This is a genomic window from Tahibacter sp., assembly GCF_032229445.1.
GTDB lineage: Bacteria > Pseudomonadota > Gammaproteobacteria > Xanthomonadales > Rhodanobacteraceae > Tahibacter.
This window is the reverse complement of record NZ_JAVTWC010000090.1, coordinates 1-13,347: the sequence shown is the minus strand read 5'-3', so window position 1 is coordinate 13,347 and position 13,347 is coordinate 1. Positions and strand designations below refer to the sequence as shown.

The window sequence follows — 13,347 nt, the reverse complement described above, 5'->3', positions numbered from 1 at the left end:
GGGTGGCGCGGGGGGCCCCCCCCGGGGGGGGCCGCGGGGGGGGGGGGCCCCCCCCCCCCCACACCAGGAGCACGCCGGACACCGACAGGCATACGCCGCCGAACGCCGTCAGGATCAGGAGCGGATGGTTGAAATCCTCGCGCTGGCGGTAGTCCATGATGTGCAGCATCCAGGCGATATCGAACAGGCGCCACACCCGGTTGCGTCGCTCGACGATGTCACCGGTCTGCGCGGCGACGTAGATTGTCGTCTCTAGATCGTCAGCGATCCGAAGCCGCCAAAATGCGCCTTGATGATCGCGTGTTTCCTCATTTGCCGCGGCCAACCACTCCGGGGCCTCCAGGCGGCCAGGGCCGCCATAGTCAGCCGCGACGACGGCGTATGCGACCGCCGGGGTCACCGGCTGCGGCTCGCCGGTGCGCGCGTTGTAGCGGTGGACGCCACTCGGAGTGGTCACCAGGTAGACAGGACCATCCAGCGCGTTGCGGAAAGCCACGCTGTGCGCTTGGCCGGCATGGTGTGCGGCGATCGCAGACGGCGCCTGCAAGGTGGAATAGTCGATTGCTTGGCCGGCGGTCGGCGGACGCACGTAGGTGTGGCCCTCCACGGCCATATGATCCAGCAAGCTCATCGTTAGCCCACTGGCCACCCAGACGAGCACCTGCACCCCGATGACCCACGCGGCGGCTCGGTGAAGGCGGGCAGGCCATGGCCGGCGAGGCGAACGCACCGACCGAACCGGCACCGGTCGACGTCGCGACACCGCCAGCAGCACCGCGCCGGTCACCACGAAGGCAAGGGCCACGCCGGCGGCGACGCACAGAAGCACATTGTTGACGTTGCTTCTGGTTGCATAATCCATAATGTGCAACATCCACAACGTGTCGAATATGCGCCAGCCGGCAAAACGCTTCGCCAGAAGTTCGCCGGTGTACGGGGAGTAGTACAACGTAGGCGCTGAAGCGCCCTCAAAGGTCACGCGCCACAGTGGCGCAGGACGGCTGCTGACCTCAGCGGGCGCTTCCTTCAGCCAATCGATCGACCGAATCGCCCGGGCTTGCGCAAATCGCGTACGTGCCAGCGTTCGCACCTCATTGGCATCCAACGGGGCGCGCGGGACACCCGAGGCGGCATCGACCAATACGATGGATCCGGGTCGGTGCACTTCGTAGACCGGTTTGCCGAGCAGAGTCTTCAGCGTAAAGCGTTCGCTGTCGGGAAATTGACGCTGAAGTTCCGCCGGCGCGGCCACCGGCGAGAGCGGCAACTCCCTAGGCTCCGCCTTAACCCAGTGGTCGCCATGGACCCAGTCGATGGGCGCCGCACTCATGTATAGACCCGAGAGCATCCACAGCAGAACTTGTACACCCACCAGCCAAGCCAGCCGGGTGTGCCACGATCGCACGACACGTTGAGAGAGCACAGCGTTCCTTTGGGAGCGGCGTTATCGCACAGAGAGATCGGAGCCCCGCTGCGAATAGTAGCGCCCGTGTTCTAGGAGATGCGGCAATCGCTGCAGGCCCAGGACGCCGAGCTTGAGCAGATCCAAGCCGCGATTCGCGCCAGCCCACGCGTCTTGTTGCCGCCAAAGCCTCGCTTGCCGGCAGCCCGTTCGTACTACGGCCGACGATTTTTTGGGGCGCTTTGAGCCTGACGCGGGATAAGACTGAATTATCCTGTGTGATAAAATCGGCTCTCGCCGAGGATAATTCACCTTGAGTATTACGTAATTACATGGTATGTAATTCATTACGAAATATACCAAGGGCACTCCGATGGCACGCGGCGGCGTTTACAAGAGCGAGGTCGAGAAGGCGCGCAATGCGCTGCTGGCCCAAGGCAAGCACCCGTCGGTGGACGCACTGCGCGTGGCTCTCGGCAACACCGGTTCCAAGACCACGATCCACCGTTATCTGAAAGAGCTCGAGGCGGAGGATGTGCAGGGCGTCGGCGGAAAATTTCCGATCAGCGATGCACTCGCGGACTTGGTAAGCCGCCTGGCCGGCCAGCTGAACGCCGAGGCCGACCAACGGATCGCCGACATCCAAGCCCACTGCGATGCCCAGCTGCGCGATCGCTCCGCGGCGCTGGAGCAGGCTCGCCAGGAAAACACCACGCTGATCGCGCAAGTACGTCGCACCGACGACGCGCTGCAGGCCGAGCAGTCCGAGCACAAAGTCGTCCGGGCCAGCCTGGCGACGGCCACCACCACGATCCGCCAGCTCGAGGAACGCATCGCCGGCCTCACGGCGCGCTTGAGCGAGCACGAAGCGCACGCGCAGTCGCTGGAGCAGAAGCATACGCACGCCCGCGAGGCGCTGGAGCACTATCGGACGTCGGTGAAGGAACAACGCGACCAAGAGCAGCGTCGACACGAACAGCAGGTCCAGCAACTACAACTCGATTTGCGCGAAGCTCGCGATGGCCTCACCGGCAAGAATCAAGAGCTGCTGCAGCTCAATCGCGACAACGTACGGCTCAGCGAACACACCAGCCAGCAGGATAAAGACTTGCGCGAGCTGCGCCTGCAGATCCGCCGGCTTGAAGAGGAACTCCAAGCGCTGCGACCGATCGCCCGTGAACATGAGACCCTGCAGACACGATGGGCTCACGAACAACTCGCCGGTGAGTCGCTGCGGGCGGACCTGCTGGCGGCACGTGCGGAACTCGTGCAGGAACGCGACAAGCGCCAGGCGGCCGAGACGGCTGCCGCGCTCAGCACGGCACGTGCAGAGGCCATCGAAGACACTCTGTCCCGGCTTAGTGCAGTCCCAGCCAGTGAGGTCGCGTCGCAGGCGCCCGAAGGGTCATAGTTCTTTGCCGCCAATGATTCGAGAATCGATGCGATGACTCAGTCCACTCGTTTGAAGTGGCAGTAAACGAACGGTTGGACATTTCCGCCCGGGGTGGCATGCGCGTCGGTTGCATGAGTCTCCAGGTGAAACGCCCCTCCGAATTCCTGTTGCAAACCATCCGCGTCGTAGCGCGCGACCGGCAAGCCGCTGCACCGAGCCGGTCCATCCAGCGCAAAGGTGGCAACAATCAGATGACCGCCTGGCTTCAGTGTACGGACGACTTGGCGCACATACGCCGCCCGGTCCGCCTCATCGGTCAGGAAGTGAAACACGGCGCGGTCGTGCCATACCTCAGCGCTCTGCGGTTCGAGCGCGACCGTCCGCACATCGCCCTGTAGCCAGACTACGTCCTGCGCCGCCTCGCCCAGGCGACCGCGGGCCGTCTCTAGAGCGGCCTGCGACAAGTCGAGCACCGACAGGTGCCGGTAGCCCCGGGCGAGTAAATCGTCCACCAGGGTCGACGCGCCTCCGCCGACATCGAAAATGTGGGAATCGTGATTCGGAGCAGCGGCTTCGATGTAGGCCAACGAACGCTCTAGGTGCGGGCGGTACCAGCTGACGTCCGTGGACTGTCGGGTGCGGTAGACCTGCTCCCAGTGTTCGAGGGCGCTCGATGCGTGCGGGGGGATTATATTTTGGGGCTCGGCCACGGTCTTGCGGGCTCCTTCGTGCGAACGACTGAAGGGTAGCGCGAACGCCGCTGGCTCACCGCCACCGATTTTCTTAGGGCACAGGCGCATCTGTCGTTTTCGCCTCTCCCACGCGCAGGAACCGGTTGGAGGTGTACGGCTGAAATCCCTTGCCATTCGGGTCGAGCTCGAACAGCTCGCGGTATTCGTCGGGCGGCACAAACGTATACATGTGTGGACGCGGGCCTAAACAAAGGCGCGCCTCCAGGTCCAGCGGCGAAGGCAGCCCAGCTTGCCAGCGAGCCAACGCCTCGGGTGGACGGGACTACTCGCGGGCTAGCTCGCCAATAGCGACCACGCCCCACCTAATAATGCACAACTGAACAGTGTCCAGCCCATGCTCAGACGAAATCGGAACATGGCCACCATCGCGGCGGCGGCGAGGATCCCTGCGGCCGGTTTGAATGTCGTCACTGCTGGCAGATCCAGGTGCAGCGTTCCCCACGACCACGGTTGTATCTCGGCGAACACAGTGTGCACCGCGAACCAAACCGCCAGATTGAGAATGACTCCGACGACGGCGGCCGTAATCGCCGAGAGTGCCGCCTGCAACGTACGGTTGTGGCGCAGTGCCTCAATGTACGGTGCTCCTAGGAAGATCCAGAGGAAACAGGGTACGAAGGTCACCCAGGTCGTGAGCAGCGACCCTACGATGCCGGCTGCGAGCGGTGAAAGCCCCAGCTGGTGGTGGTAGGCCGCCTGGAACGCTACGAACTGCACCACGAGAATGAGCGGGCCTGGCGTCGTTTCTGCGAGGCCCAAGCCATCGAGCATCTGCCCTGGCGTGAGCCAACGATAGTCCTCGACGACGCGCTGCGCTATGTAGGCCAAGACGGCGTAGGCGCCACCGAAGGTGACCATCGCCGCCTGACTGAAAAGGATGCTCTGGTGAGCGATTACGGCATCGCGCCCAAGCCAAGCAATGACCGCGGCGATCGGCACGAACCACAGGATCAGGCAGACAACCACGACGAAGCCGGCGCGCCACGCCGACGGCTGAGTGTGCGTCAGCTCGCCACGCGCCAAGGCCGCGTCGACGACATAGTGCGCGTCGCCGTCCGAACCGTCATCGGCCGGCTCGGGGAATACCCGCGGCGCGAGTCGGCGGCCGGCCATCCCGATCACCGCCGCGCCGAAAATGATCAGCGGAAACGGGACGCGGAATGCGAAAATCGCGAGGAACGCAGCACCAGCAATTCCGATCATCGCCGGATTTTTTGAGCGCGCGACGCCCGATGCGCAGCACAGCTTCGACAACAACGGCGAGCACCGCTGCCTTCAGTCCGAAGAAGAGCGCGTTAACCAGCGGAACATGGCCGAGCGTGGCGTAGAGCACGCTCAGCAACAGCATCGTCAGGCACCCGGGCAGGACGAACAGCACGCCAGCGACGAGACCGCCCGCCGTCCGATGCATCAGCCATCCGATATAGACGGCCAATTGTTGGGCTTCGGGCCTCGGCAGCAGCATGCAGTAGTTCAGCGCATGTAGAAATCGGGGTTCGCTGATCCAGCGTCGTTTCTCGACCAGCTCTTGGTGCATTTGCGCGATCTGTCCGGCCGGCCCGCCGAAGCTCAACCAGCCGATGCGCGCCCAAATGCGCGCGGCTTCGGCGAAACTCACCGGCCGCGGTGGGACCACGGCTATGTCGACGGGCGTCATGGTTTACGTCCAGGCTGATTGGTCAGCGACGGATCGGCGTACGCGGCGTACAGGTCGTCGGGTACCGCGCTCATCGCATTCAACAGCCCATCGTCATCGGGCAGAGGCGAACGCGCGCCGGCAAGGATCGCCGTGAAGCCGGCCGCTCCCAGTACGGCAACGCCGCCGAGGTCCAGATAGTGAACGAGGGCGGCGATCTCCGCCAGGCTCCGATCCGCATCGAAGCCGAAGCTTGGAAGCAGTACCTCAAACGTCGTTCTAAGGCCCACTCAACCCATCCCATCAAACGTGCGCGTCCAAGTGTTCGATCACCGGACAACTGACCCCCGTGGCGTTCGCGTCACAATCGGCGATCCAGTGGGAGAGTTCCGAACGCAGCTGCTGTAGTTCGGTGAGACGCTGATCAATCACCTCAACTTTGGCGGCTGCCAGCTCTCGGGTCGCACTACAGCACACGCGGGCGCGCAGACTGAGCAAGGTCACGATTTCGGCCAGCGTGAATCCCACCGCCTTAGCGCGCCGGATAAAGCGCAAGCGGTCGGCGTCTGCTTCGCTGTAGCGACGAATCTCGCCAAGTGGGCGTTCGGGCTCCGGCAACAGCCCACGACGCTGGTAGTAGCGCACGGTTTCGACGTTGACGGCCGCGGCCTTGGCGAGGCCCGCGATGGTATAGACGGTGGACATGGCTTGACTCCGTACCAGGGTACGGACCTTACGCTACGGATTCCGTTCCCTTCCACCACGGGATCACGACAGAGCCATCTTCATGAGCGAAACCAAACGCGTCGTCGGCGCGGCCAGCGGCGCACTCGGCCTGGGCGCCTTCGCAGCGATGTTCGCGACCTGCTGCGTCGCCCCCTGGGCCGTGAGTCTCCTGGGCGTCAGCGGCGCGATCGCACTGGCGCGCCTGGCCGTGCTGCAGCCGTACCTGCTGATCGCCGCCGGCATACTGCTCGGGGCGGCATTCTTCTGGGTGTATCGTCCGGCACCGACGTGTGCGGACGGGACATGTGCTACCGCGAGCCGACGCCGGCTGCGCGCGATCGTTTGGATCGCCGCAATAGTCGTAGCCGGACTCGCTACGGCTTCCTTGATGCCAACGCTCTTCGCACTGAAAGGAGAGATGCCGTGATCAGAGTTCGCGTGCTGCTATTCCTGGCCACGCTCGCGCTGGGCACGACCGCGTGTTTTGCAGCCGACCCGGCACCCGCACCGAGCGTCATCGCGCTCGGTGACGACGCGCGTCAATTGCGCGAGGATTTCAATCAGGCACAGGGATCCATACGCCTCGTGCTGGTCGTCGATCCGGCCTGTTCGGTGTGCCTGCGCGGTATGGCGGACGTGAACGAGGCGCTCTTGGCAACGACGACTGATCCGCGGCTGCAGACCTTCGTCGTCCATGTGCCGGTCATCGGCGCGACCGCCAAGGACGTTCCGCCCTCGATGGAACTCCTCCACAATCCGCACGTCCGCCACTATTGGAATGCGTCCGGCAGCGTCGGGCACCAGGTATCAGTCGCGTTGCAGCTCAAGCGCGGCGAGAAGCCGGTTTATGCCTGGGACGTCTGGATGATCTATGGGGCTGACGCAGCCTGGCCGGCAGGCGCGCCACCCACGCCCGCGCTCTTCATGCACCAGTTGCCGGCGCTGCGCGGGCAACCCGAGCGCCCATTTCTCGATAGCGCCGCGTTCGCGGCCAAAGCGCGCGACCTCTTGGCTCGCCTGCTGCCGACGGAAGCGAAATGACATGACGAACGCACTCGTCCTCGTGAGCGAGTTGACCTGTCCCCACTGCGGGCATGTCGTTACAGAAACGATGCCCACCAACGCCTGCCTGTTCTTCTACGATTGCGCGGGCTGTGGCGTGCTCTTGAAGCCCAAGACCGGCGACTGCTGCGTGTTCTGCTCCTACGGCTCCGTTCCATGCCCGCCGATACAAGCTGAAGCCGAGTGCTGCCGTCGCTGACCGCGCATGGAAGCGGATCGCTTACGCCGTCGGCCTGAATCGGCCCCGGCAGCGTGGGCGCGGTTCAATGCCGATGCCGGTGGTGAATATCCGGATAGTGCGGATGGGTGTGCACCATCGGCTCGTGCCGATGAGGGTGGCTGTGCGGCTCGCTCCCGTCCCACGGGAAATCGTGCGCGTGCTGATGGTGCGTGTCATGACGATGGCGGTGATCGTGTTCCAGGGCTTCGTGCAGATGCTCGTGCGAATGACGTTCGGTCACGTGCAGCCACACACCGAGCGCCATCAGCGCACCAGCGACCCAGAACACCGTTGCCGGCGATTCGCCGAGAAACCACAACGACAGCGACGCGCCGACAAACGGCGCCGTCGAGAAATAGGCGCCGGTGCGCGCCGTGCCAAGGTGCCGCAGTGCCAGCACGAACAACACCAGGCTGACGCCATAGCCGAAGAAGCCGACGGTGGCGGCGCCCAGCAGCGCGCCCCACGGCGGCAAGGAGGCGCCCAGCGCCAGCGCGAGACTCGTGTTGATTGTCCCGGCGACTGCGCCCTTGATGGCCGCTACATGCACGGGGTCGCCGCCTGAGACCGCACGGGTCAGGTTGTTGTCGATCGCCCAGCATAGACACGCCCCGGCAATACCCAGCGCGCCCCAGGACACGCCGCCGCCAGCGGCCGGATCCCACGACAGCAACGCGCCCCCGAGCACGATGACGACCATGCCGAGGAAGATGCGGCGATCGACGTTCTCGCGAAACACGATCCAGGCGAGCGCAGCTGTCAGCACGCTCTCGAGGTTGAGCAGCAGCGATGCGTCTGCCGCAGTCGCGTACTGCAGACCGAACATCAGCAGTGCGGGACCGAGCACGCCACCGAAGAGCACGGCGCCGGCGAGCCAGGGGATGTCCCGGGCGACCAGCCGCGCGTCACCCCCATTGCCACCGCGCCAGCGGCGCGACAGCGCCCACAATGAAAGGCCGATCCCGGACCCCGCATACAGCAAACCGGCCAGCAGCAGCGGCGACACCTGGCCGACGAGTGCCTTGGCAAACGGGGTGCTCGCACCGAACAGGCCTGCCGCCAACAGCGCGTAGCCGACACCGGTGTGAAGACGTGGCCAAGCGATATTCATTTACGGGCGCTCCGGAATGGTTCGGGTGACGAAGAATCCGATCCCTTATCGATTGCACATGATTCGTCGCACAACGTATCTCAATGACCGCCGGGAAAGCGCGGTCGCGCTTTCCCGACGATCGTTTGACTCAGTGATCGTGTTCGGCGGCGGTATCAGCCGCCTTCTTGGCGTCCTTCTTGGCCGCTTCGCACTTGTCGTAGGCCGCCTTGACCGCGGCATCTTTCAGATCGATCGCCGCCGGATCCTTGCCGTCGAAAGCGGCGCATTCCGCCGGCTTGGCGGGGGCGCGGCGAGAATGGGCGGCGGGATCGTGCGCCAGAGCCGGCAGAACGACAGCGATCAGCAGGCTCGCAACGAGCAAACGCAGTTTCATTGTGGTGGTCTCCATAGGGGATGTCGCCGAAATGTGGAAAGCCCACCGTTCGTCGGCGAACGAGCGGCGGACCGTTTTGAATCTCAGGGGCGATAGAGCTCGCGGTAGAACCCGCTCACGGTGACCGTGACGGTCACGGGCTCGGTACCGTGGTTGTGCCAGTACCAGCCGTGCGAGCCGTCGAACGGCGCGGTGAAGGTGCCCGCACCGGATGCGGCGTCGTCCTTCCAGTAGCTGGTAAACACATCCTTGGCGGCGTTGGTCTCTTCACCGTGCATGTCGAATTCGACGGGGCCGGCGCCGGTCGACCACGAAAAGGTGAACTGTTCGCCTTTGTGCATTTTCGCTTTGATCTCGGCGCCCTTGTCGGGTGCGAGCGTGACCTGCATTTCGCTGGTGCGAAACGGCGTCACGCCCTGGGTGACGTACTCGTTGCGTACGACCGCAGAGACCGGCGTTGGCGTTGACGGCGCAGCCGTTGCGGGGGCGGCTGGCGGCGCTTTGTCCAACGCTGGCGCCGGCGTTGCGGCGCCGGCGCTCATGCCGAGCAGCCCGAGTTTGCGGCCGATGCCGGTGGGGTCGATGCCATGCTCGGCCGGCAGGACGGCGGTAACGAGAATCAAGCTTGCCGCGGCAATCGCGATCGCAGTCGCCTTGATGAGCTGCGCGCGGCTGGGCAGCGGATGAAGCAGCGTGGATGAGGTCATGATGAAGATCTCAGGAAGCGAAATAGCCGGTGAGCTGGTGGCCGATCAGCACGAAGCCGGCGGTCATGAGCAGTGCATTGGCCGCGAAGGCCTGGCGTCGGAACGCATCGCTGCGTCGCCAGGCGCTGATTGCGATGAGGATGCCGCCGAGGGCGATCAGCTGGCCAAGCTCGACGCCGACGTTGAACGCCACGATATTGGCAACCAGGCCATCCGAGGACAGCGTGAATTCCTGCAGCTTGGTGGCGAGCCCGAAGCCGTGGAAGAACCCGAAGATCAGCACCGCGGCCTTGGTGTTGGGCTGCACATCAAACATGCGCTGGAAGGCGCCGAGGTTGTCGAGCGCTTTGTACACCACGGAGAAACCGATGATCGCATCGACCAGATGCGGATTGACGTGAGTCCCGCTCAAGACACCGTAGAGCAGCGTCATGCTGTGGCCAATGGCGAACAACGTGACATAGAGCCCGACATCGCGCATCCGATACAGGAAGAAAATCACGCCAAACAGGAACAGCAGATGGTCGTAGCCAGTGACCATGTGCTTGGCTCCCAGGTAGATAAACGGCACGAGCTGCATCCCTGTGCTGTTCTCGATGAAGGTCTTGTCGTCGCCGGCGACGCCGTGCGCGAATGCGCCGGTAGATACCAGCGTCAACACACCAAGCAGTAGCGGCCACCATCGCCACGGCGAACCACCGTGGCGATGGCGAGTGAATGATTCGAGCATTCGTAAACTCCTATACAAAGATCGGGGATGTCAGGCGGTGCGGCCATCGATGTCGCTATCGCGATGCAGCAGTCGATACAGCGCCGGTAGCACCAGCAGCGTGAGCAAGGTGGACGAAATGATTCCGCCGATAACGACCGTGGCCAGCGGCCGCTGTACTTCGGCGCCGGTGCCAACGTTCAGGGCCATCGGCACGAAGCCGAGCGAAGCGACCAAGGCAGTCATGAGTACGGGGCGCAAACGGATCAGTGCACCGTCGCGAATGGCGTCGTCGAGCGGATCACCGCCGGCGCGTAGCGTCCGGATGAAGCTGATCAGCACGACGCCGTTGAGCACCGCCACGCCCGACAGCGCGATGAATCCTACGCCGGCGGAGATGGAGAATGGGATGTCACGCAACCACAACGCCAATACGCCACCCGTCAGTGCCAGGGGCACACCGCTGAAGACGATCGCCGCGTCCCGACCCGACCCAAAGGCCATGAACAACAGGCCGAAGATCAGCACGAGCACCACCGGCACCACGATCTGCAACCGTTGGCTGGCGGAGATCAGCTGTTCGAACGTGCCCCCGTACTCGACCCAGTAGCCCTCCGGCAACGTGAGACGTTCGCCGACCTGGACGCGCAGCTGCTCGACAAACGAGCCCAGGTCGCGACCGCGCACGTTCGCTGTGACGACGACGCGGCGCTTGCCGTTCTCGCGGCTGATCTGGTTGGGGCCCGGGGCGATATCGATCGTCGCTACTTCACCCAGGGGGACATAACCCACGCGCCGCGCTGTCGCCTCCGCCTGCGGCTCGTTGCGGCCGCCGCCAGCGGGCAACGGGATCGGCAGCGCGGCCAGCCGTTCCACGTCTGTGCGAATGTTCTCCGGCAGACGCACGACGATGTCGAAGCGCCGGTCACCTTCGAACAGTTGGCCAGCGGTTTCGCCACCGAGCGCGATCGATATGGTCCGCTGCAGGTCTGCCTGCGCAAGGCCGTAGCGCGCGAGCGCCGGACGGTTCGGCGTGATCGACAGCACCGGCAAGCCGGTGATCTGCTCCAGCTTCACGTCGGCCGCACCCGGCACGGTCTTGGCCACGCCTTCGACGACCTTGCCGAACGTCAACAATTGCTCCAGGTCGTCGCCATAGACCTTGATTGCCACGTCGCTGCGCACGCCCGCGATCAGCTCATTCATGCGCATCTGGATCGGCTGGGTGAACTCGTAGTTGTTGCCCGGGATCGCCTTGACGGCGACTTCGAGTTCGCTCACCAGTTGTGCTTTAGTCTTGCGCGGATCCGGCCAGTCGGCGCGATCCTTCATGAGGATGAAGGTGTCGGCGACCGACGGTGGCATCGGGTCGGTCGCGACTTCGGCCGTGCCGATCTTCGCGATCACCTTGTCCACTTCGGGAAACTGCTTGATCCGCGCCTCCAGCGCCGTCTGCATGCCGATCGCCTGCGACAGGCTCGTGCCCGGGATGCGCAGCGCGTGCAGCGCGATATCGCCCTCATCGAGGTTGGGGATGAATTCCGAGCCGAGGCGTGACGCCAGCAGCCCGCTCGCCACGACTAGAACGGCCGCGGCCGCAACGACGCCGAGCCGCCACGCGATTACACGGTCGAGCAGCGGCGCGTAGATGCGCTTGATGCCGAGGACCACGCGATTTTCGTGTTCGGCGACGCGTCCGGTGACGAACAGGGCGACGGCTGCGGGCACCACGGTCAGCGACAACGCCATCGCCGCGACCAGGGCAATCACCACCGTGTACGCCATCGGGTGAAACATCTTCCCTTCGACGCCGGTGAGCGCAAAGATCGGCAGGTACACAGTGGTGATGATGAATATGCCGAACAAGCTTGGCGTGATCACTTCCGTGGTCGCTGTGGCCGCGAGTTCAAATCGCTCGTCACGTGACAGCAGACGGCCGAGGCGGTGCTGCGCTTCGCCGAAGCGGCGCAGGCAGTTCTCCACGATGATCACGGCGCCGTCGACGATCAGCCCGAAGTCGAGTGCACCCAGGCTCATGAGGTTGCCCGATACGCGGTTCTGCACCATGCCGGTGATCGTCATCAGCATCGCCAGCGGAATGACCGCCGCGGTGATCAATGCGGCACGCACGTTGCCGAGCAGCAGGAACAGCACGACGACGACGAGCAGCGCTCCTTCGAGCAGGTTCTTCTGCACGGTGGCGATCGTGCGATCGACCAGTGTGGTGCGATCGTAGATCGCGGTGGCCGTGACGCCCTCAGGTAGGCCGCGGTTAACCTGGACGAGTTTGTCCGCTGCCCGCCGCGAAACGGCACGGCTGTTTTCGCCGACCAGCATGAAGACGGTGCCGAGCACGACCTCGCGGCCGTTTTCGGTCGCGGCGCCAGTGCGCAGCTCGTGCCCTTCGCTGACGTCGGCCACGTCGCCGACTCGGATCGGTAAGCCATCACGTCGCGTGACGACGATCTCGCGCAAGCCGTCGAGATCGGCTACCTGGCCCGGCACGCGGATCAGGTATTGCTCGCCGGAACGCTCGATGTAGCCGGCACCGACATTCGCGTTGTCGCGGACGAGTGCATCGAGCACGTCGCGCAAGCTCAGGTCGTAGGCGGCGAGCTTCACCGGGTCCGGCATGACGTGGATCTGCCGCACGAAGCCGCCGATCGAATTGACCTCCGTGACGCCGTCGAGGTGTCGCATCTGCGGCCGTACGACCCAGTCCTGCAGCGTGCGCATATCGGTCGCGCTCCACGGTGCACCGTCCGGCCGTTTCGCGCCGGGTTCGGCTTCGACGGTGTACATGAAGATTTCACCGAGACCGGTAGTGATCGGTCCCATCTGCGGCTCGATACCCGGCGGTAGCTGGCTTTTGACCTGCTGCAGGCGTTCGGCGACGAGCTGGCGCGCGAAGTAGATGTCGGTGCCGTCCTTAAACACGACGGTGACTTGCGACAGGCCGTACCGGGAGATCGAGCGCGTGTAGTCCAGACGCGGCAGGCCGAATAGTGCCGTTTCGACCGGATACGTCAGTCGCTGCTCGGCTTCCAGCGGCGAATAGCCCGGACCTTCGGTATTGATCTGTACTTGTACATTCGTGATGTCGGGTGTCGCGTCGATCGGCAATCGGGTGTAGTTCCAGACGCCAAGGGCTGCGAGCCCCAAGGCGAGCAGCACGACCAGCCAGCGGTGCCGGATGGGCGCGCGGATCAGAGATTCGAGCATGGTCGCGTCCTCAGTGGTCGTGGCTGGCGCC

The 13,347-nt window shown here is 64.3% G+C and carries 16 protein-coding genes; 4 read left to right on the top strand and 12 right to left on the bottom strand.

The features are described from left to right. Positions 1-1,330 (bottom strand): PepSY-associated TM helix domain-containing protein (locus tag RUU78_RS15470; protein WP_313918164.1); only part of this gene is annotated, 1,330 nt, incomplete at its 3' end. A gap of 445 nt (positions 1,331-1,775) precedes the next feature. Here RUU78_RS15470 and RUU78_RS15465 point away from each other — a divergent pair. Then, positions 1,776-2,813, top strand: coding sequence for a DNA-binding protein (locus tag RUU78_RS15465; RefSeq protein ID WP_313918162.1), 1,038 nt, complete (start codon positions 1,776-1,778; stop codon positions 2,811-2,813). 38 nt (positions 2,814-2,851) lie between these two features. On the opposite strand, the gene RUU78_RS15460 is transcribed toward RUU78_RS15465, so the two are convergent. From RUU78_RS15460 to RUU78_RS15435, 6 genes are all read right to left on the bottom strand, one after another. Beyond that, on the bottom strand, positions 2,852-3,382 hold the full coding sequence (locus RUU78_RS15460) for a class I SAM-dependent methyltransferase (RefSeq protein ID WP_313918160.1): 531 nt from the start codon (positions 3,380-3,382) through the stop codon (positions 2,852-2,854). A 196-nt stretch (positions 3,383-3,578) separates the two neighbouring features. Further along, positions 3,579-3,716, bottom strand: a complete 138-nt coding sequence (locus RUU78_RS15455; RefSeq protein ID WP_313918158.1) for a hypothetical protein — start codon at positions 3,714-3,716, stop codon at positions 3,579-3,581. A 104-nt stretch (positions 3,717-3,820) separates the two neighbouring features. Then, entirely contained in the window at positions 3,821-4,405 is a 585-nt protein-coding gene (locus RUU78_RS15450) for a chromate transporter (RefSeq protein ID WP_313918211.1), read from the bottom strand. Between the two features lie 205 nt (positions 4,406-4,610). Then, positions 4,611-5,204: a chromate transporter gene (locus RUU78_RS15445; RefSeq protein WP_313918156.1), complete on the bottom strand. Its 594-nt coding sequence runs from the start codon at positions 5,202-5,204 to the stop codon at positions 4,611-4,613. Beyond that, entirely contained in the window at positions 5,201-5,473 is a 273-nt protein-coding gene (locus tag RUU78_RS15440) for a chromate resistance protein ChrB domain-containing protein (RefSeq protein ID WP_313918154.1), read from the bottom strand. Before RUU78_RS15440 ends, RUU78_RS15445 begins: the two co-directional genes overlap by 4 nt. A gap of 13 nt (positions 5,474-5,486) precedes the next feature. Continuing rightward, positions 5,487-5,888 carry a MerR family transcriptional regulator gene (locus RUU78_RS15435; protein WP_313918152.1) on the bottom strand — a complete coding sequence of 134 codons (402 nt, stop codon included), beginning with the start codon at positions 5,886-5,888 and terminating at the stop codon, positions 5,487-5,489. 82 nt (positions 5,889-5,970) lie between these two features. Between RUU78_RS15435 and RUU78_RS15430 the strand changes: the two genes are divergently transcribed. From RUU78_RS15430 to RUU78_RS15420, 3 genes are read left to right on the top strand one after another with little or no spacing between them, the layout of a single operon-like run. Continuing rightward, on the top strand, positions 5,971-6,336 hold the full coding sequence (locus RUU78_RS15430; RefSeq protein WP_313918150.1) for a mercuric transporter MerT family protein: 366 nt from the start codon (positions 5,971-5,973) through the stop codon (positions 6,334-6,336). Beyond that, entirely contained in the window at positions 6,333-6,950 is a 618-nt protein-coding gene (locus RUU78_RS15425) for a hypothetical protein (protein WP_313918148.1), read from the top strand. Before RUU78_RS15430 ends, RUU78_RS15425 begins: the two co-directional genes overlap by 4 nt. Position 6,951: 1 nt before the next feature. Continuing rightward, positions 6,952-7,170: a GDCCVxC domain-containing (seleno)protein gene (locus RUU78_RS15420; RefSeq protein WP_313918146.1), complete on the top strand. Its 219-nt coding sequence runs from the start codon at positions 6,952-6,954 to the stop codon at positions 7,168-7,170. 64 nt (positions 7,171-7,234) lie between these two features. On the opposite strand, the gene RUU78_RS15415 is transcribed toward RUU78_RS15420, so the two are convergent. The 5 genes from RUU78_RS15415 to RUU78_RS15395 form a co-directional block, all read right to left on the bottom strand. Continuing rightward, entirely contained in the window at positions 7,235-8,302 is a 1,068-nt protein-coding gene (locus RUU78_RS15415) for a DMT family transporter (RefSeq protein ID WP_313918144.1), read from the bottom strand. Between the two features lie 130 nt (positions 8,303-8,432). Further along, on the bottom strand, positions 8,433-8,678 hold the full coding sequence (locus tag RUU78_RS15410; protein WP_313918142.1) for a hypothetical protein: 246 nt from the start codon (positions 8,676-8,678) through the stop codon (positions 8,433-8,435). Between the two features lie 83 nt (positions 8,679-8,761). Beyond that, on the bottom strand, positions 8,762-9,385 hold the full coding sequence (locus RUU78_RS15405; protein ID WP_313918140.1) for a hypothetical protein: 624 nt from the start codon (positions 9,383-9,385) through the stop codon (positions 8,762-8,764). A 10-nt stretch (positions 9,386-9,395) separates the two neighbouring features. Continuing rightward, on the bottom strand, positions 9,396-9,965 hold the full coding sequence (locus tag RUU78_RS15400; RefSeq protein WP_343232318.1) for a HupE/UreJ family protein: 570 nt from the start codon (positions 9,963-9,965) through the stop codon (positions 9,396-9,398). Between the two features lie 180 nt (positions 9,966-10,145). Next, entirely contained in the window at positions 10,146-13,316 is a 3,171-nt protein-coding gene (locus RUU78_RS15395; RefSeq protein ID WP_313918136.1) for a CusA/CzcA family heavy metal efflux RND transporter, read from the bottom strand. Positions 13,317-13,347: the final 31 nt, after the last annotated feature.

Coding starts and splice junctions, on each gene's coding strand:
- RUU78_RS15400 (WP_343232318.1), bottom strand. CDS start 9,965: ATGCAGCTCGTGCCGTTTATCTACCTGGGAGCCAAGCACATGGTCACT.
- RUU78_RS15415 (WP_313918144.1), bottom strand. CDS start 8,302: ATGAATATCGCTTGGCCACGTCTTCACACCGGTGTCGGCTACGCGCTG.
- RUU78_RS15410 (WP_313918142.1), bottom strand. CDS start 8,678: ATGAAACTGCGTTTGCTCGTTGCGAGCCTGCTGATCGCTGTCGTTCTG.
- RUU78_RS15465 (WP_313918162.1), top strand. CDS start 1,776: ATGGCACGCGGCGGCGTTTACAAGAGCGAGGTCGAGAAGGCGCGCAAT.
- RUU78_RS15420 (WP_313918146.1), top strand. CDS start 6,952: ATGACGAACGCACTCGTCCTCGTGAGCGAGTTGACCTGTCCCCACTGC.
- RUU78_RS15445 (WP_313918156.1), bottom strand. CDS start 5,204: ATGACGCCCGTCGACATAGCCGTGGTCCCACCGCGGCCGGTGAGTTTC.
- RUU78_RS15395 (WP_313918136.1), bottom strand. CDS start 13,316: ATGCTCGAATCTCTGATCCGCGCGCCCATCCGGCACCGCTGGCTGGTC.
- RUU78_RS15435 (WP_313918152.1), bottom strand. CDS start 5,888: ATGTCCACCGTCTATACCATCGCGGGCCTCGCCAAGGCCGCGGCCGTC.
- RUU78_RS15450 (WP_313918211.1), bottom strand. CDS start 4,405: ATGGTCACCTTCGGTGGCGCCTACGCCGTCTTGGCCTACATAGCGCAG.
- RUU78_RS15405 (WP_313918140.1), bottom strand. CDS start 9,385: ATGACCTCATCCACGCTGCTTCATCCGCTGCCCAGCCGCGCGCAGCTC.
- RUU78_RS15430 (WP_313918150.1), top strand. CDS start 5,971: ATGAGCGAAACCAAACGCGTCGTCGGCGCGGCCAGCGGCGCACTCGGC.
- RUU78_RS15455 (WP_313918158.1), bottom strand. CDS start 3,716: ATGTATACGTTTGTGCCGCCCGACGAATACCGCGAGCTGTTCGAGCTC.